The sequence below is a fragment of the Vibrio sp. genome, assembly GCF_048266485.1.
Taxonomy (GTDB): Bacteria; Pseudomonadota; Gammaproteobacteria; order Enterobacterales; family Vibrionaceae; genus Vibrio.
The window spans coordinates 121,327-145,709 of sequence record NZ_JBLWZK010000005.1 but is presented as its reverse complement, the minus strand read 5'-3'; the positions used below and the strand labels follow the sequence as shown (position 1 = coordinate 145,709).

General features: G+C 42.7%; 18 protein-coding genes. 9 read left to right on the top strand and 9 right to left on the bottom strand.

Annotated features, from left to right (window positions below):
* Nucleotides 1–15 precede the first annotated feature (15 nt).
* Both aceF and lpdA read left to right on the top strand, forming a co-directional pair.
* On the top strand, nucleotides 16–1,902 hold the full coding sequence (gene aceF, locus ACN0T8_RS08740; RefSeq protein WP_417880245.1) for a pyruvate dehydrogenase complex dihydrolipoyllysine-residue acetyltransferase: 1,887 nt from the start codon (nucleotides 16–18) through the stop codon (nucleotides 1,900–1,902).
* A 273-nt stretch (nucleotides 1,903–2,175) separates the two neighbouring features.
* The gene (gene lpdA / locus ACN0T8_RS08735; RefSeq protein WP_237296008.1) at nucleotides 2,176–3,603 is read left to right on the top strand and encodes a dihydrolipoyl dehydrogenase; all 1,428 of its coding nucleotides are present in this window, start codon (nucleotides 2,176–2,178) and stop codon (nucleotides 3,601–3,603) included.
* 165 nt (nucleotides 3,604–3,768) lie between these two features.
* On the opposite strand, the gene ACN0T8_RS08730 is transcribed toward lpdA, so the two are convergent.
* Nucleotides 3,769–4,377, bottom strand: a complete 609-nt coding sequence (locus ACN0T8_RS08730) for a TetR family transcriptional regulator (protein ID WP_417880244.1) — start codon at nucleotides 4,375–4,377, stop codon at nucleotides 3,769–3,771.
* Between the two features lie 294 nt (nucleotides 4,378–4,671).
* Here ACN0T8_RS08730 and hpt point away from each other — a divergent pair, with 294 nt between their 5' ends.
* The gene (gene hpt / locus ACN0T8_RS08725) at nucleotides 4,672–5,202 is read left to right on the top strand and encodes a hypoxanthine phosphoribosyltransferase (protein ID WP_417880243.1); all 531 of its coding nucleotides are present in this window, start codon (nucleotides 4,672–4,674) and stop codon (nucleotides 5,200–5,202) included.
* Nucleotides 5,203–5,353: 151 nt separating this feature from the next.
* Here hpt and can read toward each other — a convergent pair whose 3' ends face one another.
* Entirely contained in the window at nucleotides 5,354–6,025 is a 672-nt protein-coding gene (gene can, locus ACN0T8_RS08720; protein ID WP_417880242.1) for a carbonate dehydratase, read from the bottom strand.
* A 94-nt stretch (nucleotides 6,026–6,119) separates the two neighbouring features.
* On the opposite strand from can, the gene ACN0T8_RS08715 reads away from it, so the two are divergent.
* Both ACN0T8_RS08715 and ACN0T8_RS08710 read left to right on the top strand, forming a co-directional pair.
* Nucleotides 6,120–7,073 (top strand): ABC transporter ATP-binding protein, encoded by a 954-nt coding sequence (locus tag ACN0T8_RS08715; RefSeq protein WP_417880241.1) that lies wholly within the window; start codon nucleotides 6,120–6,122, stop codon nucleotides 7,071–7,073.
* Nucleotides 7,073–7,843 (top strand): ABC transporter permease, encoded by a 771-nt coding sequence (locus ACN0T8_RS08710; protein WP_417880240.1) that lies wholly within the window; start codon nucleotides 7,073–7,075, stop codon nucleotides 7,841–7,843. Before ACN0T8_RS08715 ends, ACN0T8_RS08710 begins: the two co-directional genes overlap by 1 nt.
* A gap of 111 nt (nucleotides 7,844–7,954) precedes the next feature.
* On the opposite strand, the gene panC is transcribed toward ACN0T8_RS08710, so the two are convergent.
* The 7 genes from panC to sfsA all read right to left on the bottom strand — a co-directional run bounded on the left by panC (nucleotide 7,955) and on the right by sfsA (nucleotide 13,994).
* The gene (gene panC, locus ACN0T8_RS08705; protein WP_417880239.1) at nucleotides 7,955–8,836 is read right to left on the bottom strand and encodes a pantoate--beta-alanine ligase; all 882 of its coding nucleotides are present in this window, start codon (nucleotides 8,834–8,836) and stop codon (nucleotides 7,955–7,957) included.
* A 29-nt stretch (nucleotides 8,837–8,865) separates the two neighbouring features.
* The gene (gene panB, locus ACN0T8_RS08700) at nucleotides 8,866–9,660 is read right to left on the bottom strand and encodes a 3-methyl-2-oxobutanoate hydroxymethyltransferase (RefSeq protein WP_417880238.1); all 795 of its coding nucleotides are present in this window, start codon (nucleotides 9,658–9,660) and stop codon (nucleotides 8,866–8,868) included.
* A gap of 35 nt (nucleotides 9,661–9,695) precedes the next feature.
* Entirely contained in the window at nucleotides 9,696–10,181 is a 486-nt protein-coding gene (gene folK, locus ACN0T8_RS08695) for a 2-amino-4-hydroxy-6-hydroxymethyldihydropteridine diphosphokinase (protein WP_417880237.1), read from the bottom strand.
* On the bottom strand, nucleotides 10,178–11,566 hold the full coding sequence (gene pcnB / locus ACN0T8_RS08690) for a polynucleotide adenylyltransferase PcnB (RefSeq protein WP_417880236.1): 1,389 nt from the start codon (nucleotides 11,564–11,566) through the stop codon (nucleotides 10,178–10,180). The genes folK and pcnB overlap by 4 nt, the downstream gene beginning before the upstream one ends.
* Nucleotides 11,567–11,688: 122 nt before the next feature.
* Nucleotides 11,689–12,567: a tRNA glutamyl-Q(34) synthetase GluQRS gene (gene gluQRS / locus ACN0T8_RS08685; RefSeq protein WP_417880235.1), complete on the bottom strand. Its 879-nt coding sequence runs from the start codon at nucleotides 12,565–12,567 to the stop codon at nucleotides 11,689–11,691.
* 97 nt (nucleotides 12,568–12,664) lie between these two features.
* A complete protein-coding gene (gene dksA / locus ACN0T8_RS08680) occupies nucleotides 12,665–13,114 on the bottom strand; it encodes an RNA polymerase-binding protein DksA (RefSeq protein WP_417880234.1) in 450 nt (149 codons plus the stop codon).
* A 136-nt stretch (nucleotides 13,115–13,250) separates the two neighbouring features.
* Nucleotides 13,251–13,994 carry a DNA/RNA nuclease SfsA gene (sfsA, locus tag ACN0T8_RS08675; RefSeq protein ID WP_417880233.1) on the bottom strand — a complete coding sequence of 248 codons (744 nt, stop codon included), beginning with the start codon at nucleotides 13,992–13,994 and terminating at the stop codon, nucleotides 13,251–13,253.
* Between the two features lie 86 nt (nucleotides 13,995–14,080).
* Here sfsA and hrpB point away from each other — a divergent pair, with 86 nt between their 5' ends.
* From hrpB to acnB, 4 genes are all read left to right on the top strand, one after another.
* Nucleotides 14,081–16,615 carry an ATP-dependent helicase HrpB gene (gene hrpB / locus ACN0T8_RS08670; RefSeq protein WP_417880232.1) on the top strand — a complete coding sequence of 845 codons (2,535 nt, stop codon included), beginning with the start codon at nucleotides 14,081–14,083 and terminating at the stop codon, nucleotides 16,613–16,615.
* Between the two features lie 95 nt (nucleotides 16,616–16,710).
* Entirely contained in the window at nucleotides 16,711–19,083 is a 2,373-nt protein-coding gene (gene mrcB, locus ACN0T8_RS08665) for a penicillin-binding protein 1B (RefSeq protein WP_417880230.1), read from the top strand.
* A gap of 148 nt (nucleotides 19,084–19,231) precedes the next feature.
* Nucleotides 19,232–21,451, top strand: coding sequence for a patatin-like phospholipase family protein (locus ACN0T8_RS08660; protein ID WP_417880284.1), 2,220 nt, complete (start codon nucleotides 19,232–19,234; stop codon nucleotides 21,449–21,451).
* A gap of 256 nt (nucleotides 21,452–21,707) precedes the next feature.
* Nucleotides 21,708–24,305, top strand: coding sequence for a bifunctional aconitate hydratase 2/2-methylisocitrate dehydratase (gene acnB, locus ACN0T8_RS08655; protein ID WP_417880229.1), 2,598 nt, complete (start codon nucleotides 21,708–21,710; stop codon nucleotides 24,303–24,305).
* Nucleotides 24,306–24,383: the final 78 nt, after the last annotated feature.

The window sequence follows — 24,383 nt, the reverse complement described above, 5'->3', positions numbered from 1 at the left end:
ATAAAGGAAAGAATAATGACAATCGAAATTAATGTACCTGACATTGGTGCCGATGAGGTTGAAGTTACTGAGATTCTAGTAAACGTTGGTGACAAGGTTGAAGAAGAGCAGTCTCTTATTACTGTTGAAGGTGATAAAGCTTCAATGGAAGTCCCAGCACCACAAGCTGGTGTAGTCAAAGAAATTAAAATCAATGTAGGTGATTCAGTTTCAACTGGTTCATTTATTATGGTCTTTGAAGCCGAAGGTGCAGCAGCGGCTCCAGCAGCAGAAGCACCAAAAGCAGAAGCGGCTCCAGCGGCAGCACCTGCAACTTCTGAATTAAAAGAAGTACACGTTCCTGATATCGGCGGTGATGAAGTTGAAGTAACTGAGATCATGGTTGCTATCGGTGACAGCATTGAAGAAGAGCAATCGCTACTGACGGTTGAAGGCGACAAAGCTTCAATGGAAGTACCTGCTCCTTTTGCGGGTGTTCTTAAAGAACTTAAAGTGAATACTGGCGATAAAGTGACGACTGGCTCACTTATCATGGTATTTGAAGTGGCAGGTTCTGGTGCTCCAGCGGCAACAGCTGCAGTTGAGGCGCCAGTGGCAGCTTCTGCTCCAGTAGCCTCTGCTGCAAAAGAAGTGAACGTTCCTGATATCGGCGGCGATGAAGTTGAAGTCACTGAAGTAATGGTTGCGGTTGGTGATACTGTTGAAGAAGAGCAATCTTTGATCACAGTTGAAGGCGACAAAGCTTCTATGGAAGTTCCAGCACCATTTTCAGGCGTAGTAAAAGAAATCAAAATCAATACTGGTGATAAAGTATCAACGGGTTCATTGATTATGGTCTTTGAAGTCGCTGGCGCAACACCGGCACCACAAACGGCTGCTCCAGCTCAAGCTGCGGCACCTGCATCGGCTTCCACTCCAGCTCCAGCAGCGGCTCAAGCGCCAGCATCAACGGGAGATTTCCAAGAGAACAATGAGTACGCTCATGCTTCTCCTGTCGTTCGTCGTTTAGCGCGTGAGTTTGGTGTAAACCTAGCAAAAGTGAAAGGGTCTGGTCGTAAGAGCCGTATCTTGAAAGAAGACGTACAAAACTTCGTAAAAGATGCGTTAAAACGTTTAGAGTCTGGTGCAGCAGCATCTGGCAATGGCGACGGCAGTGCACTAGGTCTTCTTCCTTGGCCAAAAGTGGACTTCAGCAAGTTCGGCGAAACTGAAGTACAGAAACTGTCTAAGATTAAGAAAATTTCTGGCGCTAACCTGCACCGTAACTGGGTAATGATTCCGCACGTTACACAGTGGGACAATGCAGATATCACAGCACTAGAAGCGTTCCGTAAAGAGCAAAACGCAATCGAAGCGAAGAAAGACACTGGCATGAAGATCACACCACTTGTGTTCATCATGAAAGCCGTCGCTAAAGCGCTAGAAGCATTCCCAGCGTTTAACTCTTCTCTTTCTGAAGATGGCGAAAGCATCATTCTTAAGAAATACGTAAACGTTGGTATCGCAGTTGATACGCCAAACGGTCTTGTTGTTCCTGTATTTAAAGACGTGAACAAGAAAGGCATTTATGAGCTATCTGAAGAGCTGGCTGTGATTTCTAAGAAAGCACGTTCAGGTAAACTGACTGCTTCTGATATGCAAGGCGGTTGTTTCACAATTTCAAGCCTTGGCGGTATCGGTGGTACAGCGTTTACTCCAATCGTTAACGCACCAGAAGTAGGTATCCTTGGGGTATCTAAATCTGAAATGAAGCCAGTATGGAATGGTAAAGAATTTGAACCACGCCTACAGCTTCCACTTTCTCTATCTTACGATCACCGCGTGATCGATGGTGCAGAAGGTGCACGTTTCATTACTTATCTAAATGCTTGTCTATCAGACATCCGCCGTTTGGTACTGTAATGAAATAAAATAGGGTGGCTCAGCGGCCACCTTATTTTTTGAACAAGATTTTACTGTTACGTGAATAAACGGTGTTTATTTTTCACGTAATATGACTCAAGTAAAAAAGAATGTTGTCTAGCTCACAGGCTAACGTGAATCACTTTTCAGACTGTTAACAAGTCGATAAACTGGCTGTAATTCTGAAATAGATAATTCACTCCCGTTTATTCATCGTTGTACAAATGGGAACCGTCAGCTTGTCAGGGATTAAATGACTATAACGAGGTCAAAATGAGCAAAGAAATTAAAGCACAAGTCGTGGTACTTGGTGCAGGTCCTGCTGGTTACTCAGCAGCATTCCGTTGTGCAGATTTAGGTTTAGAAACGGTTCTTGTTGAACGTTACAGCACATTAGGTGGCGTATGTCTAAACGTGGGTTGTATCCCATCAAAAGCATTACTTCACGTTTCTAAAGTAATTGAAGAAGCTAAAGCTATGGCGGAACACGGTGTAGTATTCGGTGAGCCTCAAACTGACATCGATAAAATCCGTGTATGGAAAGATAAAGTAATTACTCAGCTAACTGGTGGCCTTGCTGGTATGGCTAAACAACGTAAAGTAACCGTTGTGAATGGCTTTGGTAAATTCACAGGTCCTAACACGCTAGAAGTGGAAGGCGAAGAAAAAACAACGCTTACTTTTGATAACGCAATCATTGCAGCAGGCTCTCGTCCAATTAAACTGCCGTTTATCCCACATGATGACCCACGTATTTGGGATTCGACTGACGCGCTAGAATTAAAAGAAGTACCTAAGAAGCTTCTTGTCATGGGCGGTGGTATCATCGGTCTAGAAATGGGTACGGTGTACCATTCTCTAGGTTCTCAAATCGATGTAGTTGAAATGTTTGATCAGGTGATTCCAGCAGCGGATAAAGACGTTGTTAAAGTGTTCACTAAGCAAATCAAAGACAAATTCAACCTAATGCTTGAAACTAAAGTAACCGCAGTTGAAGCGAAAGAAGACGGTATCTACGTTTCAATGGAAGGCAAAAAAGCACCAGCAGAAGCTGAGCGTTACGATGCCGTGCTTGTTGCGATTGGCCGTGTTCCAAATGGTAAGTTAATGGACGCAGAAAAAGCTGGTATCGAAGTTGATGAGCGTGGCTTCATCAATGTGGATAAGCAAATGCGTACTAACGTTCCTCATATTCACGCGATCGGTGACATTGTAGGTCAACCAATGCTGGCTCACAAAGGTGTGCATGAAGGTCACGTAGCGGCTGAAGTCATTTCTGGTAAGAAGCATTACTTCGATCCGAAAGTGATTCCATCCATTGCTTACACTGAGCCAGAAGTAGCATGGGTTGGTAAGACTGAAAAAGAAGCAAAAGAAGAAGGTATTAAATACGAAACTGCTACCTTCCCTTGGGCTGCATCAGGCCGCGCCATCGCCTCTGATTGTGCTGAAGGTATGACTAAGCTTATCTTTGATAAAGAAACTCACCGCGTAATCGGTGGTGCAATTGTCGGTACTAACGGTGGTGAATTGCTAGGTGAAATCGGTCTTGCGATCGAGATGGGTTGTGATGCAGAAGATATCGCATTAACGATCCACGCTCACCCAACGCTACACGAATCTGTTGGCCTAGCGGCGGAAGTATTTGAAGGTACGATCACCGACCTTCCAAATGCAAAAGCAGTAAAGCGTAAGAAGTAATATATCCTGGCTCGATATTAAGTCGAGTTGAGATAAAGGAGAGCCGCACAGGTTAAACTGTGCGGCTCTTTTGTTTTTGTTAGCTTTTTATTACTTAGCCTTGAGCCTAGATAAACAAATAACCTAAACCAAATAATAGTCAGGTAGTCTTATTAACCAATACTTCTAGCGCTTATAAATACACAACATATCTAAGAAGCTAGTGATCAGCTTAGTTAAGTACTGTTTGTCTGGCGTGCGGTTGGCTTGAATAAAGAGGGAATAACATAAGCCATGGAAAAGCTTAGCAATATTACCTGGGCTATGTTTTTCTTCTAATTCGCCATTTTTAATTGCGCTAGAGAAGAGGTCACGGAAATACTGTTGATGTTTTCCATGAGTTGCCACAAATAATGGCCAGACATCATCTCGAGTGGAAGTGCTCCATTCAAACCAAATCTTAATCCATTGAGTATCATCTAATACGGTATCAATTAATTGATGGCAAAGGTTGTCTAGATTTTGTCTTACTGGAAGTGAATGATCGATATTTTGATTTAAAAAATCGGCAAAGTGTTGTTCGACGTCGCTTAATACCGCTTCAACCAGATCTTCGCGAGTGGGGAAGTAATTAAAAACGGTGGCGACAGATACTTGAGCTATTTCGGCAATATCCGCATGTCCACCGCGGCCAATACCACGTCGCGCGAATACTTCTATACCAATTTCTAATAATTGTAATTTTCTTTTTTCTGGGTTTAATCGAGTCCTTGGGTGTTTTGTAATCATATCCATATTAAGTCCTAAAATGAGCCTATTCAAATGTTCCCCCACTTACTTGAGTCCGGTATCAAATGTGCGAGATAGCTCTATAAATAATTATCGTAATGGTTCTTATATTTATTATATGAATGAGTCTACCGTGGTTAAATAATGTGTCAATCTGATTAAAACATCATCAATAAAAAGATTGTCACGGGTAAAAGTTAACGTTAAGGACTGGTAGTGCTAGAATAGATAGCTTGACGTCAAAGTTTTGCTGATTGAGTAAAACTTATTTTGCTGCAAAATCTAAATATTGAGAAAAGTATGAAACACACTGTAGAAGTAATGATCTCTGAACAGGAAGTGCAAGATCGAGTGAAAGCGCTAGGCAAGTCTATTGCTGAGCATTATCAAGGATCCGAAAATTTGGTGATTATTGGCCTACTACGTGGTTCGTATGTATTTATGGCAGATTTGTCTCGTTCAATCGAAGTTAATCACCAAATCGATTTTATGACCGCTTCTAGCTATGGAAACGGTATGACTAGTACTCGTGATGTTCGAATTTTAAAAGATCTTGATGATGATATTAAAGGTAAAGATGTCCTTTTAGTTGAAGATATCATCGACACTGGCAATACGTTAAGTAAAGTGTGTGAAATTTTAGAAATTCGCGAACCAAACTCAATTGAGATATGTACTCTTCTAGATAAGCCATCGCGCCGTGAAGTGCACGTTGATGCAAAATGGATCGGCTTTGAAATCCCAGATGAGTTTGTAGTTGGTGTTGGTATCGATTATGCACAAAATTATCGTCACTTACCTTATATCGGTAAGGTAATACCACAAGAGTAATAGGAAGAATAAGTTGACTATTCTTGCCAGTGATTTTCACTATGAATCAAGATCATTGGTAGACTGAAACAAAAGTCGGTATTCTTGTTGTAACAAAAAAGAGCGGCCAAATCGGTCGCTCTTTTATTGAGTATTTACTCGTTTGATTGAGTTATATATTTAGTTTTTCTGGATTATCTTCATTTAATATTTTAGCCAGAGAAGCTTGGTGAGAGATCTCAAGTGATTCCCGACTGTGGCAGCGAACGCCTAAGTCATTAAGTACACCATCAGCAATACCGTATACCCAACCGTGAATTTGAATGTTTTGACCGCGTTCCCAAGCTTGTTGAAGCACGGTAGAGTTACCTAGGTTGTAAACTTGTTCAGCAACGTTGATTTCACACAGTTTATTGGCCCAGTCTTCTTTCGGGAATTGAGCAAGCCAGTTACGGTGTTTTAGGTATAAATCACGAATATGTAGCAACCAGTTGTTGATAAGGCCAAGTTTTGGATTATCGATAGAGGCTTGCACACCACCACAACCGTAGTGGCCACAAATGATGATATGTTTAACTTTTAGTACATCGACTGCATATTGAACGACTGATAAGCAGTTGAGGTCGGTATGTATAACTTGGTTTGCCACATTGCGGTGAACAAACAATTCACCCGAGTAGAGTCCAGTAAGACGTTCTGCGGGTACTCGACTATCTGAACAACCAATCCATAGGTATTCAGGGTGTTGTGATTCTTCTAATTTAGCAAAAAATTCAGGGCGTTCTGATTTTATCGACTGAGCCCAAGTCGAGTTATTATCAAATAACTGTTTAATGTCTGGCATGTTATCTTCCTCATTGATCTGCCTAACTATACACAAGACTGATAAAAATCAAATCCGATTTGTGATCAAATTATCAATTCAGGGTAAAAATATTATGTATGCATTAGAAATTCAATCGTTACGTAAAGTCTATGCGGGGGGTGTCGAAGCGCTAAAAGGGGTTTCACTCAACGTTGAGCAAGGCGATTTTTACGCACTACTAGGCCCAAATGGCGCAGGTAAATCGACTACCATCGGCGTGATCAGCTCGTTAGTTAATAAGACTTCAGGACAAGTAAAAGTGTTTGGTTACGACATTGACACCGATCTAGTCAAAGCTAAGCAACAACTCGGTTTAGTGCCACAAGAATTTAATTTCAACCCATTTGAAACGGTTGAGCAAATAGTGATGCAACAAGCGGGTTATTATGGCGTGTCACTCTCTTTAGCCAAAGAACGCGCTAAAAAGTACCTCTCGCAGCTTGATCTATGGGAAAAGCGTAATGAGCGTGCGCGTAACTTATCTGGCGGTATGAAGCGTCGCTTGATGATTGCTCGCGCATTGATGCATGAGCCTAAATTGCTGATTCTCGATGAACCAACTGCTGGGGTAGATATTGAGTTGCGCCGTTCAATGTGGGAGTTCTTGAAAACAATCAACCAAGAGGGGGTGACGATTATTCTGACGACTCACTATCTAGAAGAAGCGGAAATGCTGTGTCGCAATATCGGCATTATTAACCGAGGTGAAGTGATAGAAAATACCTCGATGAAAGCTTTGTTAAATAAACTGCATGTCGAAACCTTTATTCTTGATCTGCAAGATTGCGAGCAAGTGCCTGTACTTAAAGATGTTAATATTACGCATTTTTCTCCCAATACCCTAGAAGTGGAAATTGATAAGGCTCAGGGCTTAAACCGAGTATTTGATCAACTGACGGCTCAAGGCGTACAGGTATTGTCGATGCGTAATAAAGCTAACCGATTAGAAGAATTATTTGTCACTATCGTACGTAATGGTGAAAAGACAAACGCTGAGAAAAAACAAGCACAAGGAGCAACCCTGTAATGGCAGAGTTATATTGGACGGCATTTAAAAGCTTAGTCACCAAAGAGGTTCGTCGTTTTATGCGTATCTGGGTACAAACTATTGTACCACCAGCGATTACGATGACCTTGTACTTTATTATTTTTGGTAACTTGATTGGCTCACGTATTGGTGAAATGAACGGCTTTAGTTATATGGAATATATTGTGCCAGGTCTGATCATGATGTCGGTAATTACCAACTCTTATTCTAATGTGGCTTCATCCTTCTTTAGTGCAAAATTTCAAAAGAACATTGAAGAGTTGCTGGTGGCACCTGTACCTCATCATATTATTATTTGTGGTTATGTAATGGGCGGGGTCACTCGTGGCTTAATGGTTGGTGTTATGGTGACCGCAGTATCGATGTTCTTTGTCGATTTACACATTCATCATTGGTTTATCATTATCTCGACGGTCTTTTTTACTTCAGTAGTGTTTGCATTAGGTGGACTGATTAATGCGGTATTTGCTGATAGTTTTGATGATATCTCGATTATTCCGACCTTTGTGTTAACACCACTGACGTATCTTGGTGGGGTGTTTTATTCGATTAGCTTACTACCTGAATTTTGGCAAGGCGTGTCGAAAATCAACCCAATCGTCTATATGGTCAATGCCTTCCGTTATGGTTTCCTAGGGGTTTCCGATGTTGGTATCTACACCTCATTTGGTGTATTAATGGTGTTTATCGTAGTCCTATATAGTGTTGCGTATTATCTAGTATCTCGCGGCATTGGGTTACGCAGTTAACTTGGCTAATGCCTCAAAAAGAAAAGCCAGATTCGAAGTTAAATCCGAATCTGGCTTTTTCATTTTACCGAGCCACGATCAGCAACGCACCGAGACTCGAAAAATGTACACTTACTCTTCTTCGTTGTCGCTTTCTTGGTTACTCTTTAGCTCAACAACTAGGTTATCAATTAAACGTGCTTTACCTAGAAATGCCGACATCAAAATAACAATTTGAGTGGTTTCTTCGCTTGGTAATTGCAAGCTTTCTGCATCACGAATAAAAATTTCATCCGGTTCTAAATCTGCAGCACGTAGTTGATCGTTCGCATCTTCTAGTAGTGAGGTATAATCATCACGCCCACCACGTATTTGACTACCAATCCAGCGCATGGTTCTTGCTAGTACTGGCGCTCTTTGACGCTCACTCAAACTTAATAGTCCGTTACGTGAACTCATCGCTAAGCCATCTAGTTCACGAACGGTTGGTACGCCAATAACCTCAATATCTAAAGCAAGATCTGTCACCATTTTTTTGATAACGGCTAGTTGTTGGAAATCTTTCTCGCCAAAGCAAACGACATCTGGCTGAACGATATTAAAAAGCTTCGTTACGATCGTACTTACGCCGCGGAAGTGTCCAGGGCGAGATGCGCCTTCTAACATGTGTGATAAACCAGGAACCTCAATAAAGGTTTGTTTATCTAAGCCTTCAGGGTAGATGATTTCTGGCGTTGGTGTGAACACAAAATCGACCCCTTCAGCATTGAGTTTACTTAGGTCATCATCAAGTGTTCTTGGGTAGTTATTTAAGTCATCAGAACGCTCAAACTGCATTGGATTGACAAAAATACTGACCACAACAAGATCGGCATTTTCATGGGCTTTTCGAACCAGTGTTAGATGGCCTTCGTGTAAGTTGCCCATTGTTGGGACAAAAGCGATACGACGACCATCGCGGCGTGCGCTTTTAAGCGGCTCTCTTAGAGAGTGAATATCGGCAAAAGTTTGCATACTTGTTCCTTACTTATATCAGCACAAAATTATTCAAAGCTATGTTCTGGGCCAGGAAATATCCCAGTTTCAACATCTTGAATATATTGCTGAACAGCGGCTTGCATGCTGCCGGTTTCGGTTAAAAAGTTTTTTGAAAATTTAGGCATGTAATTGGCTGAAATACCAAACATGTCATGCATCACTAGAATCTGGCCATCGGTGTCTTTACCTGCACCAATGCCGATCACTGGGATGTGTAGTTGTTGGGTAATTTGCTTGGCCAATTGACTAGGCACGCACTCTAATACCAGAATTTGCGCGCCGGCATTTTGTAGTGCGATCGCATCATCAATAATTTGTTGAGCTTTTTCTTGCTCACGACCTTGGATACGGAAACCGCCAAAAATATTGACTGATTGTGGGGTTAACCCAAGGTGCGCACAGACTGGAACTGAACGCTCTGTTAGTTGTTTTACCGTTTCAACTAGCCAGCTTCCACCTTCTAGTTTCACCATATTCGCACCTGCACGCATAAGAACCGCAGCATTTTCACAAGCTTGCTCTGGAGTGGCGTAGCTCATAAATGGCATGTCAGCTAATAATAAGCAATTAGGACTACCAGCGCGTACGCAGCGAGTGTGGTAAGCAATATCTTCAATGGTGACTGGTAAAGTGCTTTCTTCACCTTGCAGTACCATACCAAGTGAATCACCAACTAATAATAATGGCATTTCTTGTTGTTCAAACAACTGAGCAAAGCTAGCGTCATAAGCGGTTGATGTCGCAAACTTACGACCATCCTGTTTCCACTTGATTAAAGTGTTAATGGATACTTTTTTCATTATTTGGTCCTTATAACAACAAGCTCGATTGAGTATTAAGCTTGCCAAATAGAGAGCCCATTACGGTCGATGCTGTCGAGCAGTGACTTGAGCTCTGTCCCATCCGGGAGAGATAAATTCGGGGCAATTTCAAACAGCGGGTAGATAACAAACTCACGTATTTTCATGCCGTAATGAGGCACGGTTAAACGTTCGTTATTAATCACTTGATCGCCATAAAGCAGAATATCGAGATCTAAACTTCTTGGTCCCCAACGTTCTTCTTTGCGAACACGCCCTTGTTGTTGTTCGATAGCTTGGGTGTTATCGAGCAATTCAAGAGGTGATAATTCTGTTTGTATTTCAGCGACGGCATTGATGTAGTCAGGCTGATCTTGTGGGCCCATCGGAGTACTGGAATACAAGGACGAGCAAGCAATAAGCTCTATATGGGGATGATCACGCAACGCTTCAATAGCTCGTTTCGCTTGTTCTACTGGTTCGGCTAAATTACTACCGATGGCAATGTAGGCGGTGATCATTTTTGAGCCTTTGATTTAGTGCTTTTTTTCTTAGCGTGTGGACGTTTACGACGGCGACCAGTTGGTTTTGGTGCGCCTAAGGCTTGTACCATATTTTGACGATGAACCAGTGGCGCATCTTGGAACTCTTGCCACCATAAGGCTAATTCTTCGGTTTGGCCTTGTTCGACTTTGCCACGCATTTCGAGCATATCAAAGCCTGCACGGAACTTATTAAGCTCTAATATCTGGAAGGCGCGTTTACCGGTACGACGGGTGAGACGCAATTGTAGTTGCCAGATATCACGAATGGTCGCGCTATGACGACGTGGGATCGCTAAGTGACGAACTTGCTCATCGAGAATATGATTGCTGGCCATCATGATTGCATCGTAATGGCTCATTTTGCGAACTTCAGCTAGTTCTTTGGCGTGTTTTTGTAGCGGATACCATAAGAATGCAGCAAACATAAAGGCAGGGTTAATACGCTTGCCTTCATTGATGCGCTTATCCGTTGACTTTAGCGCGATTTCGACCATTTGTTCGACATCAGAATCTTGCTCTGGCGTGAAGTATTGCGCCACTGTCGGGAATAGGCTCGAAAATAAATCAAATTCACGCAGTAGTTGGTAAGTTGCCCAACCTTGGCCAGATTGCAGGAGTTTCAGTGACTCTTCAAATAAACGCGCAGCTGGCACACTTGTCATTAAATGAGAAAGTTCTTTGATAGGAGCTGCTGTGTTTGGGTCTATTGTCATATCCAGTTTAGCGGCAAAGCGAATGGCACGGATCATGCGAACCGGATCTTCACGGTAACGGGTTTCTGGATCGCCAATCATGCGGACCACGCCAGCTTTTAGATCTTTCACGCCATTGGCGTAATCATGAATACTATAATCGGCAATGTTGTAATACATAGCGTTGATAGTGAAATCACGACGCTCGGCATCTTCTTCTACCGTGCCATAGACATTGTCACGTAACAGCATGCCTTCTTTTGATTGGGCTGATTGATTCTTTTCAGGTTCTTGATGGTGACCACGGAAAGTGGCGACTTCAATAATTTCGCGGCCAAACATGATGTGTGCCAAACGGAAGCGACGACCGATTAAGCGACAATTACGAAACAATTGCTTGATCTGCTCAGGGGTCGCATTAGTGGCAATATCAAAATCTTTTGGCTCTTTGTCTAGCAGTAGGTCGCGTACACCGCCACCAACAAGAAAAGCATCGTAGCCATGATTGTGTAATCGATAGAGCACTTTCAGTGCGTTGTCACTAATGTGATCGCGCGAAATCGTATGCTCTTGGCGAGTGATAATGTTCAGGTTAACGTCTCCATTTGAGCGGTTCTGCGCTGAGCTTGATTGGTCAGATTTTGTGTTGGTAAATAGTTTACGACACAAATTAGCAGCTTGAGTGAAAATAACCCACCTCAGTCATGTTGGTAATGCTGCGTTCTACAGCGAGAACTAATATTCAAAGCAAAGATAAAAATTTCGCCAATGATAGCCTAGCTGGCCTCATTTTAGAATGGCGAATCGACCTTTAATGAATTTGGCAGTTGAGCAAGCGTCCAATTTTGGCATCCCCATTGCAGTATTTTCTCTATGCTAGCGGACTCAAAATCACTTGGGATACTAAAACCAAGAAAGTGCATCACTTTAATTAAGGTGTGCTTAGGACTTTTGATATCCACTGCTGGCGCATGGTTTTGTTTGGATAATTTATTCCCTTGCGCATCCACCGCTAAAGGTAGATGGATATAGCTAACTTCTGTCTGTTGTAAAGTGCGATACAGGTTAATTTGCCGACCTGTTGGTTCAATTAAATCCGCACCTCTGACGACTTGTGTGACCCCTTGATCAATATCATCGAGCACCACTGCTAGATTATAGGCAAATAATCCATCTCGACGTTTGATAATAAAATCTTCTTGCGCTAATTGCTTAGGGATTTGAATGGTGCCATGTTTGTCATCGTAAAATTGCTGGATGGCCTCATCGACTTTAAGGCGAATAGAGCAGTTTTCTTGGCTTTGAATAGCTTGGTCTCGACAATTCCCTAGGTAAAAACCACCGGATTGCTTAATTTGCTTACGAGTGCATTGGCAGTAATAGGCATGGCCTGATTGTAGCCAAGTTTCGATTTGTTCTTGATAGCGTTGGTGGCGTTGGCTCTGATAAACCACGGATTGATCCCAGTGTAAACCATAACTTTCTAGAGTGGATAAAATTAAGCTTGCTGCGCCTGGCATTTCTCTTGGAGGATCGAGGTCTTCAATTCGAACTAGCCATTGGCCATTTTGAGATTTCGCTTGAAAATAGCTGCCAAGTGCGGCAACTAGTGAGCCAAAATGTAAGGGCCCTGAAGGGGATGGGGCAAAGCGACCGATATAGGTAGACATGTATATACCTAAGTAATATTAATAACGAGGACAAACAAAAATCGCCCCTAAACCCTAGATCAGAGACCGTGGTGTAAGGGCGACTTTGATGGTGTTATTAACCTTGCATTTGCTTTTCTTTAAGCTCAGCTAGGGTTTTACAGTCGATACAAAGATCAGCAGTTGGTCTTGCTTCTAAACGACGAATGCCGATTTCAATGCCGCAAGATTCACAGAAACCAAAGTCATCGTCTTCGATTTTGATCAGTGTTTTTTCAATTTTCTTGATAAGACGACGCTCGCGGTCACGGTTACGTAACTCTAAGCTGAACTCTTCTTCTTGTGATGCACGGTCTACCGGATCAGGGAAGTTGGCTGCTTCGTCTTTCATATGGCTCATAGTGCGGTTAACTTCTTCATGAAGCTGGTCACGCCATGCTTTTAAAATTTTTGTAAAGTGAGCCATTTGATCTGGTGACATGTACTCTTCACCGACTTTCTCTTGATATGGCCCAACACCCGCAATGGCTAGAATGCCTAGCGTTTTTTTCTTGTTTAGTTCTGGCATACAGCGCTCCTACTTGCTCTTTTTAACCAATCGCTGGTTAACAAGGGCGGTACATATAGCAGAAAGAATCTTGCTTGGCAAACAAATAGATTGTTGAATGTGAATTTGAATAACAAGATTGTGTTTTTTATAAAGTCTAGTCAATAAATTCAATGGGTGACGCCAATTCTATTCGCTCAGGTGAAAGATGTGCTTTATAGCAAATTACCTCAACACCAACTTCTTTTGCTTGCTTTAAAAGTTGTGAATAATTTGAGTCTATATGGTAGGCGCTGGAGACTTTTTCAATTCCCGAATGCAAAACAGCGAAAAATAGTATCGCTCTGTGTCCTGATTGCACCATTTCCATTAATTCTCGTAAATGTTTCTGTCCACGGGTGGTCACCGCATCGGGAAAGAAGCCACGCCCTACACCAAATTCATCTTGCAGTAATGTCACGCTTTTGACTTCGATATAGCAATCTTTGTTGGCATGTTGAGCTTGAAGGTCGGTATTGGAATGAGGTTCCAGCAAAATATCAATACGACTGTTTTCACGACCGTATTTCACTTCAGTACGAAGGGTTTGATAGCCTACTAATTCAGGAATTTTTTGCTGTTCTATCGCTTCAACCACTAAGGCATTGGCTTTGGCAGTATTAATGCAAATAATGTCGCCTTGTGGGGTGACCGATAATTCCCAACTATTGGGATATTTGCGCTTGGGATTGTCAGAAGTTGAGTACCACACTTGATTGCCAGGCTCGGCACAACCGGTCATGGCTCCAGTATTAGCACAATGCATGGTTTTGGTTTCACCATTTGGCAAAGTGACATCGGCAAGAAAGCGCTTATAACGTTTGATTAAAGTGGCAGATTGCAAAGGAGGAGAAAAAATCATGATGGTTTTCGATGGCCTTTATTTTGATGGTATTAAGCTTATTGGGTAGAATCAGCGTCAATTCATCATGACATAAGGATTTCCCCTTGTCACAACTTCCCATCGTTTCAGTTATCGCCGATTTGCTGTCGACGTTGCGTAGCTATTCGCAAGTGATTCTGAAAGCTGCCCCCGGAGCCGGTAAATCGACTTATCTTCCTAAAGTACTGCTGCAGTCTGGGGCGGATGATATTGGGCTACAAGGCAAGATCATCATGATGGAACCGCGTCGTTTAGCGGCTAGAAATATTGCTCATTACTTGGCAAAGCAACTAGGTGAAAGCGTCGGTCAAACAGTAGGTTTTCGTGTTAAAGGTGAATCGAAAGTCAGTGCCAATACACGTTTAGAGATCGTCACGGAAGGGGTGATGACTCGGATGATCCAGAACGATCCTGAACTTAGCGGGGTTGGCTTGGTGATTTTTGATGAGTTTCACGAGCGTAGTATTCATGCCGATACTGCACTGGCTTTTTGTTTGGAAGCTCAGCAAGCCTTACGTGATGATTTAAAGATTTTACTGATGTCGGCAACCTTAGATCAGCAAGCGTTAAAAACCCTAATGCCTCAAGCGGGTTATATCGAATCTGAGGGGCGAGGTTTTCCGATTGAATATCACTATGCTCCTTTAGCCGCCAATCAATACTTAGTGCCGCGACTCACTCAACTTGTTCCATTATGGCTCGCAAAAGAGCCGGGCTCGATGTTGGTGTTTTTACCCGGTGCGCGAGAAATTCGTCAATTGGCCTCCAACCTTGAAGATCTAGGTTTATCTGAGCAGGGTATTGATATTTCTCCTTTGTACGGCCAACTGGATGCTAAGGCGCAGCAATCGGCTATCGCAGCCAGTGAATCAGGACGACGAAAAGTAGTGTTGGCAACCAATATTGCCGAGACCAGCTTAACCATTGAAGGCATTCGCATGGTAATGGACTCAGGCTTCGAGCGAGTGGCAAAGTTTGATCCGAAAACCGGTATCACTAGGCTTGAACAAGCCATGATCGCACAATCTTCGGCCGAGCAAAGGGCTGGACGAGCCGGGCGACTCGAAGCAGGCGTTTGTATTCGTTTATACAGCCAAGAAAACCTTAAGCAGCAACCGGTTGTGCCACAAGCGGAAATTCTGCATAGCGATTTAACTAGCCTACAAATGGAGTTGCTGTTTTGGGGAGCCAATGCTGCCGATGAGCTGTCTTGGCTTGATCTTCCTCCACAATCAAATCTACAACAAGCCAAAGGGTTATTGAAATCATTAGGGTTATTGAAAAAACAAGAGGTATTGAGTTCTCAGGGACAATTGACCGCTTATGGTCAACACAGTCAAAAGTTAGGAGTAGAGCCACGCTTCGCTGCGATGTTGCTCAGAGCGAAAGATTTAGGTGATGACTACTACCATACTGCATTAGCGACACTGGCAATGTTAGAAGAGCCGGAAAAGAACAGCCAAGATATTACTCAAGATTGGCATCGTTGGAACCAAGGTGCACATAAGAAGGCTGCTGTTTTAACGCGCCGTAGTCAGCAAGTCGGTAGAGCTTGTGACGTGCCATTTGATATTAAACAGGTGGATAGTCAGTTAATTGGCAGTTGTGTTGCATTGGCTTTTCCTGATCGCATCGCTCAGAGTCGAGGGAATAGGCAAGGTCAGTTTTTATTGGCTAATGGTCATGGTGCGACTATGGATGAGCGACATGGGTTGGCGAATTACTTTTTATCGAATAAGTCTCATCTTGAGAGTGACTTCATCGTGGCAATCGATTTGATACGTTCTTCTCATTCGATGACCAGTCAGATCTTTCGCGCAGTAATAGTTACAAAGCAAGATATCGAACGGATCTTTACGGGGCAAATTGAAATTGTCGATCATGTTCAATGGCTAGAAACAAGAGGCTGTGTCAGCGCGGAAAAGCAACGCCGATTAGGAGCCTTAGTCTTAGAGAAACAAGTCATTCGCGATATCGATCCATTACTTAAGCAAGCGGCCATTCTTGATTATATTCGTCGCAAAGGTTTATCGGTATTGCCTTGGGATAAATCCAGTACTAACTTATTGAATCGAATTAGAAATGGTATTGAATGGCTGCCAGAGCAAGATTGGCCCGCGATGAGTGATGACATTCTTTTAGCAAAACTCGAACAATGGCTTGAGCCTTACATGGTAGGAATAGATAGCGTTGCCAAAATAAAGCAATTACCGTTATCGCAAGCGTTATTGTCGTACCTAGGTTGGCCGCTTAATCAAGAAATTGATAACTGGTTACCCACGCATTACCGTTTGCCTACTGGTACTAACAAAGCCATTCGTTATCAAGCGGGCGCGGAGCCAGTACTCTCGGTTCGCATGCAAGAGGTGTTTGGTGAGTCGGATTCACCATTAATTGCTCAAGGACGTAAAAAGCTCGTGCTAGAATTGCTTTCTCCGGCGCAGCGCCCTTTGCAGATCACTCAAGACTTAGCGGGATTTTGGCAAGGGGCATACAAAGAAGTACAAAAAGAAATGAAAGGGCGTTATCCCAAACATGTTTGGCCGGATGATCCTGCTAATCATGTCGCCACGACGAAAACAAAACGACATTTTTCGTAAATTGAGATGGCTCGGCCGTCATATCATGAATGTTGCACGTACTATACCTTGAAGTTAATTGGGGATATATGCGTCGCAAATAAAAAGGCAATACATTGAACACACCAAAGAAAACCACCACAACGCGCCGTAAACCTGCGGCAAAATCAACGGCTAAATCGACTCGTAAAGCAGGGCCTGCCCGAGGACGAAAAACGCCGCCGAAGAAAAAAACATGGTTGCAAAAGCTATGGAGCATCGGTTGGAAATTAGGCTTAGTGTTTATCGCCGTTATGGTGGCAGCAGGGTTTTATTTAAATGGTGTGGTGACGCAACGTTTTGCTGGGCAATTATTTGAACTGCCCACCGTGGTGTACGCTAGAGTGATGACGCTTGAGCCGGGGAGTAACCAGACGATCACCAAGGTACGTCAGGAGCTTGATGTACTGAATTATCGTAAAGTCGCGAATCCAATGCGTGAAGGGGAATATTCGGCCTCATCGACCAAAATTGAGTTATTCCGTCGTCCGTTTACTTTTGAAAATGGCCCGGAGCCTGCACGCCATGTGATGATTTATTTTGATAATAACGGCTTGAAGCGCATCCAATCATTAGAATCAAAAGCAGATTTAGGATTTTTACGCATTGAGCCGAAAATGCTCGGTATGCTAGAAGCGAAAAAGCAAGAAACCCGCTTATTCTTAAAACGTGAGCAATTTCCTGAAGCTATGGTAGCGGCGTTACTTTCAACCGAAGACCGTGATTTCTACCAGCATGGTGGGGTCGCGCCATTAGCGATTGCTCGTGCTTTTGTGGCCAACTTAAAAGCTGGTCGTGCGGTGCAAGGTGGTAGTACTTTAACTCAGCAATTGGCGAAAAACTTATTCTTAAGTAGCGAGAAGACCTTATGGCGTAAGTTTAAAGAAGCTTATATTGCGGTGATTTTAGATTATCGTTTTAGTAAAGATAAAATTTTAGAAGCGTACTTAAATGAAGTGTACTTAGGTCAAAATGGCGGAGAAGCGATCCATGGTTTTGCCTTGGCTTCGCGTTATTATTTTGGTCAGCCGCTACAAGAGTTACGTATCGATCAATTGGCTATGCTAGTTGGTATGGTGAAAGGGCCATCTTATTACAACCCAATTCGCCATCCTGAGCGTATTCAAGAACGTCGAAATTTAGTACTTGAGTTGATGATGACGCAAAATATTTTAACTGCGTCACAGTACAGCCAAGCGGTCAGTCGCGATCTTGATTTACAAAACAACCCACACTTAGGTAAACGTCAACCTGCTTATTTTGAGCAATTACAACGCGAGCTAAAAGATAAGGTTGGCGATAAATTTAAAACAGACATTGGGTTGCGTTTGTTTACGACGCTAGATCCGGTTTCACAAACTTACCTTGAGCAAGCAGTGACTAAGACGCTGCCACAATTGGAGCAACGATCTGGTAAAGGTTTACAAACTGCGGTGGTGGCCGTTGATCGCCAAACTGGTGAAATTCGCGCCATGATAGGCGGTCGTAATAGTGGCTTTGATGGCTTTAATCGTGCTTTAAGTGCTAGCCGTCAGATAGGTTCACTTGCTAAACCCTCAGTGTATTTAACCGCGTTAGAGCAACCAGAAAAATACAACCTAGGCACTACGATTGATGACAAACCAATCACCTTAACCAATAAGCAAGGCAAAACTTGGTCGCCGAAAAACTATGATCGTAAATTCCGTGGTGAAGTGCCTTTGTATCAAGCGATGGCACGTTCTCTTAACGTTCCTACCGTAAATTTAGGTATGCAATTAGGTATTCCAGCGGTGATAGAGACGCTGACTAAACTTGGTATTGATAAGCAAGAAATTCGTCCCGTTCCTTCGATGTTTTTAGGTTCATTTACCTTGACGCCATATCAAGTGTCACAAATGTTCCAGACAATCACCAATTCAGGTAAGCGAGCGCCATTAACGGCATTAAGAACGGTAATGGATGTTGATGGCAATGTGTTATACGAAAGCATACCGAGAGCATCGCAGCAGGTGCCTCAACAAGCGGCATGGTTGACGACTTATATTATGAAAAAGGTTGTTAGCGAAGGTACCAGCCGTTCTTTACAAGGACAGTATGGTTGGGCAACTCTCGCTGCGAAAACGGGTACCAGTAATGATAGCCGTGACAGTTGGTTTGTCGGAGTCGATGGCCGTGAAGTAGTCACGATTTGGACCGGCCGCGATGATAATAAACCGACCAAATTAACCGGCGCCAGTGGCTCATTAAAAACTTATGCCAATTATTTAGCTCAGCGCGCACCAGAGCGTTTAACCTTGCCGTGGCCTAGTAAAATAGTCACCACTCATTTTGAGCAAACTCAGGCTGGTGGCTATCAAGCAGAGTGCGGTGGTGATATTGAATTACCTCAATGGGATGTGAACGGTGATCTCAAAGATCAATGTAAAAACAACCCAAGCCGTTGGTTGAAGTCGTTATTTGATTTTTAATAGCGGAATTTATATTAGGTTGTGATTTAATAGACGCCTGTTGAAACTTGCTTTTGTGAATAAGGATGTTTTGTTGAAAATTGCGCGTTTGTTATTTGGAATTCTCACGCTTCCACTCGTGTGTTGGTCGGTTAATGCCCAGCAAGTGATGCCTGATGGCTCGACTCGACCGACTATTGCGGTGGTACTAGCTGGCGGTGGAGCCAAAGGCGCAGCACATATTGGTGTGCTACAAGCGTTAGAAGAAATGCATATTCCGGTTGATATTGTGACTGGTACTAGTATGGGGTCTTATGTTGGTGGCCTTTATGCGCTAGGGATGAGCGCCGAAGAAATCGAAGAAACCGTACAAGATATTGATTGGAATTCTGGTTATCATGATCGAGTTGGGCGTAGTGAACGCCGAGTTCGTGATAAAGAATACGATGACCGATATCAATTACATACGGATCTAGGTTTACGTTGGCTTGAAGTTAAAATGCCTAAAGGCGTGGTTCAAGGCCAAAATATGCTACAAATTTTACGTCAAAGTACTGGTAACCTCCCACCTTTTGATTCCTTTGATGAGTTACCCGTTCATTATCGTGCTGTTGCCACCGATATTGTTAATTTAAAACCTGTTGTGATGGGCGATGGTGAAATTGTTGATGCCATGATGGCGAGTATGTCAGTACCCGGTGCACTTCCTCCATATCAATATAAAGGAATGTTGTTAGTAGATGGAGGGGTGACCGATAATATGCCGGTAGAACTGGCTCGCTCAATGGGGGCGGATGTCGTTATTGCTGTCGATATCAGTACTGATTACCAAACCGAAGACCAACTAAAAACGTTTTTAAATGTTGGTAATCAACTGTCTAATTATTTGGTTCGACGTAGTACTCAAGCTCAAAGTGATCTATTAACACCAAATGATGTATTGCTACAACCTGCTGTCGGGAAAATGAGTACCACAGACTTTTCACACATGTCTGAAGCCTACGATAGAGGTTATCAATCTGCAACCGAACAAAAAGCACAATTACAGAGATACTCTATTTCAGTTGATAATTATGAATCTTATCAGCTAGCTAAGCTTACAAAAAGAAAGGATTTTAAACGTGGGCCTGAGTTAAAAATCCAGCAAGTACATGTCGAAAATAATAGTCATTATCACGAAAATGTATTGTTAAACCGTTTAGGGATTAAGCCTGGAGAACAATACACAAGTGAAGAAATAGAGCTGAAAATTCGTGATTTATATGCCCTCGATCGTTTTGAACGTGTTTCTTATAGTTACAAAGATAATAAAGATGGAACGATAGACCTTAATATTCACGTTAATGAAAAAGAATGGGGGCCAAATTACGTTGATTTTCGTTTCTTTATGGAAGATAACTTTAAAAGTTCTAGTAAGTATTCGATTGGTTTAACCAGTAACTTTACCGAGATAGGAAGTCTTGGCGCGGAATTACGAAGTAATGTTGAAATCGGAACCGATAAGCTTTTTGGACTTGAGCTGTATGTTCCTTTTACTTATAACCAAAATTACTTTATTTCAGCAGCATCTACTTATAGTGACGAAAAATCTAACTTCTTTATCCCAGATGCGAATAACCCTAACCAAGATTCAGAAGGCAGCACTCAGTTAACGGATACTGAAAATTCATTACCGATTGATTATAAGAAGTGGGTTGGTGATCTTTCTATTGGTTATCAACCAACGTTATGGCAAGAAATTCGTTTAGGACTTCGTTATACCAATGGCAATACTAGTCTCACAGGTTTACCGTCATTTGGTGATAGTGACTACACTCGCCAGGGAGCTTATGTTCGATATCGTTTAGATACGCTTGATGACTTTAGTTTTCCGAGTAAAGGTTATTATGCCGATATAGAGTACTTATATTCTAGCGATAAATATGATGGCCAATCGAGTGAGATCGCATCTGAAATTAGCACCAACTTTATGATTGCTAAAAGTTATCAAAAACATTCATTAGTTGGCCGATTTGAATACAGTGTGGTGGATACAGAAAGTGAAGGTGTACCAATAGATCCTCTGGAGCTTGGTGGCTTTTTGCATTTATCGGGTATTCCAAGAGACAGTTTATTAGGGCGAAATAAAGTTTATACCAGTTTAGTGTATCGTTATAAGTGGTTTGAGAATGATTTTGGTTTATTCCGATCTCCCGTATATCTGGGAGCGTCATTAGAGTATGGTGGGGTATGGACTAATTCTGATTCTAACTGGAACAGTGACTCTATGTATGTCGCAGGTTCGGCTTTTACAGGGGTTGATTCACCGATTGGTCCAATCATTTTAGCTTATGGTCAAACTGAGCAAGGTTTTAACTCAGCTTACTTGATAATAGGCTCTACTTTCTAACCTATAGTAAAAGGTGGGGGGGATTAAGTTTTTAGCAACTTTAGTTCCAGTTTGCTAGCTTGGTCAAACTCGCAAGATTTTAATTTTTCGTTAAATTTGTTATTCTCCAATCAACACTTTGGCTCCGACCGTATTCGATTATTAAGAATCAGCCATAATACTAATTCATAATAAAACATGGGCAGGAAGCCAAATTTCCAAGGATGTTTACCCTTATCACAAATAGAAGGGTCGACCGCAATGAGAGGAATGAGTCGTGCTTGAAGCCTACCGTAAACACGTCGAAGAGCGTGCCGCTGAAGGAATTGTCCCAAAACCTTTAGACGCAGAGCAGGTCGCTGCTTTGGTAGAACTACTGAAAAATCCACCTCAAGATGAAGAAGAGTTTATTCTTGATCTGTTTGTTAACCGTATCCCACCTGGCGTTGATGAAGCCGCTTATGTTAAAGCTGGTTTTTTAACTGCCGTTGCGAAAGGCGAAGCTAAATCTCCATTAATTTCTCGTGAAAAAGCCGCTGAATTACTAGGTACTATGCAAGGTGGTTATAACATCGAGCCATTAGTGAGCTTTTTAGATGATGAGCTACTTGCACCGATCGCGGTAACCGCACTTAAGCAAACATTACTGATGTTTGATGCTTTCCATGATGTGGAAGAAAAAGCCAAAACAGGTAACGCATTTGCGAAAGAAGTGATGCAATCATGGGCTGATGCGGAATGGTTCCTAAACAAACCTAAACTTGAAGATAAAGTAACCTTAACTGTCTTTAAAGTAACAGGTGAAACCAACACTGATGATCTCTCTCCTGCACCGGATGCATGGTCTCGTCCAGATATCCCACTTCATGCTTTAGCAATGCTAAAAAATGAACGTGAAGGTATTAATCCTGACGATGCGGGTAATGTTGGTCCAATTAAACAAATTCAAGAACTAGAAGAAAAAGGTCATCCACTCGTTTATGTGGGTGACGTTGTTGGTACGGGTTCTTCTCGTAAATCGGCGACTAACTCAGTGCTTTGGTTTATGGGGCATGATATCCCATACGTGCCAAATAAACGTGCGGGTGGTTTCTGTCTAGGTGGTAAAATTGCCCCAATCTTCTTCAATACTATGGAAGATGCCGGTGCGCTACCTATCGAGCTTGATGTTTCTAAAATGAACATGGGTGACGTGATTGATATTTACCCTCATGAAGGAAAAGTATGCAAGCACGGTACTGATGAAGTGATTTCTACTTTTAAGTTAAAAACAGACGTACTTTACGATGAAGTTCGTGCGGGTGGTCGTATTCCACTGATCATTGGTCGTGGTTTAACCGATCGTGCTCGTACTTCTTTAGGTCTTGAGCCTTCAGAAGTGTTCCGCCGTCCTGTACCGGTTGCTGAATCTGACAAAGGCTTTACGCTTGCTCAGAAAATGGTAGGTAAAGCATGTGGTGTGACAGGCGTTCGTCCTGGCACATACTGTGAGCCGAAAATGACAACAGTAGGATCGCAAGATACGACTGGCCCAATGACGCGTGATGAGCTTAAAGATCTGGCTTGTTTAGGTTTCTCAGCAGACTTGGTGATGCAGTCTTTCTGTCATACTTCTGCTTATCCAAAACCTGTTGATGTGAATACACACCATACGCTACCAGATTTTATTATGAACCGTGGTGGTGTATCGCTTCGCCCTGGTGACGGTATTATTCACTCATGGCTAAACCGTATGCTTCTGCCTGATACTGTTGGTACTGGTGGTGACTCACATACTCGTTTCCCACTTGGTATTTCATTCCCTGCAGGTTCTGGTCTGGTTGCTTTTGCTGCAGCTACGGGTGTGATGCCACTAGATATGCCTGAATCTGTTTTAGTGCGCTTTAAAGGCGAAATGAAACCGGGGATTACACTGCGTGATTTAGTCCATGCGATTCCTTACTATGGCATCCAGCAAGGTCTACTAACGGTTGAGAAAGCAGGTAAGATCAATGAATTCTCTGGTCGCGTACTCGAAATTGAAGGTCTTGAGCACCTAACGGTTGAACAAGCATTTGAGCTTTCTGATGCTTCAGCAGAACGTTCTGCAGCAGGTTGTACGGTGAAACTTTCAGAAGAATCGATTGCTGAATACCTTAATTCAAACATTGTGATGCTGAAGTGGATGATCTCTGAAGGTTATGGTGATGTTCGTACGATTGAGCGTCGTATCACAGCAATGGAAGAGTGGCTAGCTAAACCAGAGCTAATGAGCGCCGATAAAGACGCTGAATATGCTCATGTAGTTGAAATTGATCTTGCTGAGATTGATCAACCGATTCTTTGTGCGCCAAATGATCCAGATGATGCACGTCTACTTTCTGATGTTCAAGGTACTGAAATTGATGAAGTATTCATCGGTTCTTGCATGACAAATATTGGTCACTTCCGTGCCGCTGGTAAGTTACTGGAAAAACACAAAGGTGAACTTGATACTCGCCTATGGGTAGCGCCACCAACTAAGATGGATAAAGATCAGCTAATCGAAGAAGGTTACTACGGTATCTTCGGTCGTGCAGGAGTTCGTATTGAAACTCCGGGCTGTTCATTATGTATGGGTAACCAAGCACGTGTTGCTGAGAAATCAACAGTAATGTCGACTTCAACACGTAACTTCCCGAACCGTTTGGGTAATGGTGCGAATGTATTCTTAGCGTCTGCTGAACTATCAGCTGTGGGGGCAATTCTTGGTCGTATCCCGACCAAAGAAGAGTACTTAAGCTATGCTGAGCAAATTAATGCAACAGCAGCCGATACATACCGCTATCTGAACTTCCATAAGATGAAGCATTACACAGATAAAGCGGACACAGTGATTTTCCAAGAGCCAGCATAACGGCCTTGAGTTAATTTACTTACGTTATAAAACCGCTGAGTAATCAGCGGTTTTTTTCGTTTAAAGAGAAAAGGTCTT

Excerpts from the sequence above, each read along its gene's own strand:
- ACN0T8_RS08660 (WP_417880284.1), top strand. The coding sequence starts at position 19,232 with ATGCCTGATGGCTCGACTCGACCGACTATTGCGGTGGTACTAGCTGGC.
- aceF (WP_417880245.1), top strand. The coding sequence starts at position 16 with ATGACAATCGAAATTAATGTACCTGACATTGGTGCCGATGAGGTTGAA.
- ACN0T8_RS08710 (WP_417880240.1), top strand. The coding sequence starts at position 7,073 with ATGGCAGAGTTATATTGGACGGCATTTAAAAGCTTAGTCACCAAAGAG.
- sfsA (WP_417880233.1), bottom strand. The coding sequence starts at position 13,994 with ATGATTTTTTCTCCTCCTTTGCAATCTGCCACTTTAATCAAACGTTAT.
- gluQRS (WP_417880235.1), bottom strand. The coding sequence starts at position 12,567 with ATGTCTACCTATATCGGTCGCTTTGCCCCATCCCCTTCAGGGCCCTTA.
- ACN0T8_RS08730 (WP_417880244.1), bottom strand. The coding sequence starts at position 4,377 with ATGGATATGATTACAAAACACCCAAGGACTCGATTAAACCCAGAAAAA.
- folK (WP_417880237.1), bottom strand. The coding sequence starts at position 10,181 with ATGATCACCGCCTACATTGCCATCGGTAGTAATTTAGCCGAACCAGTA.
- dksA (WP_417880234.1), bottom strand. The coding sequence starts at position 13,114 with ATGCCAGAACTAAACAAGAAAAAAACGCTAGGCATTCTAGCCATTGCG.
- lpdA (WP_237296008.1), top strand. The coding sequence starts at position 2,176 with ATGAGCAAAGAAATTAAAGCACAAGTCGTGGTACTTGGTGCAGGTCCT.
- can (WP_417880242.1), bottom strand. The coding sequence starts at position 6,025 with ATGCCAGACATTAAACAGTTATTTGATAATAACTCGACTTGGGCTCAG.
- ACN0T8_RS08715 (WP_417880241.1), top strand. The coding sequence starts at position 6,120 with ATGTATGCATTAGAAATTCAATCGTTACGTAAAGTCTATGCGGGGGGT.
- panC (WP_417880239.1), bottom strand. The coding sequence starts at position 8,836 with ATGCAAACTTTTGCCGATATTCACTCTCTAAGAGAGCCGCTTAAAAGC.
- panB (WP_417880238.1), bottom strand. The coding sequence starts at position 9,660 with ATGAAAAAAGTATCCATTAACACTTTAATCAAGTGGAAACAGGATGGT.
- hpt (WP_417880243.1), top strand. The coding sequence starts at position 4,672 with ATGAAACACACTGTAGAAGTAATGATCTCTGAACAGGAAGTGCAAGAT.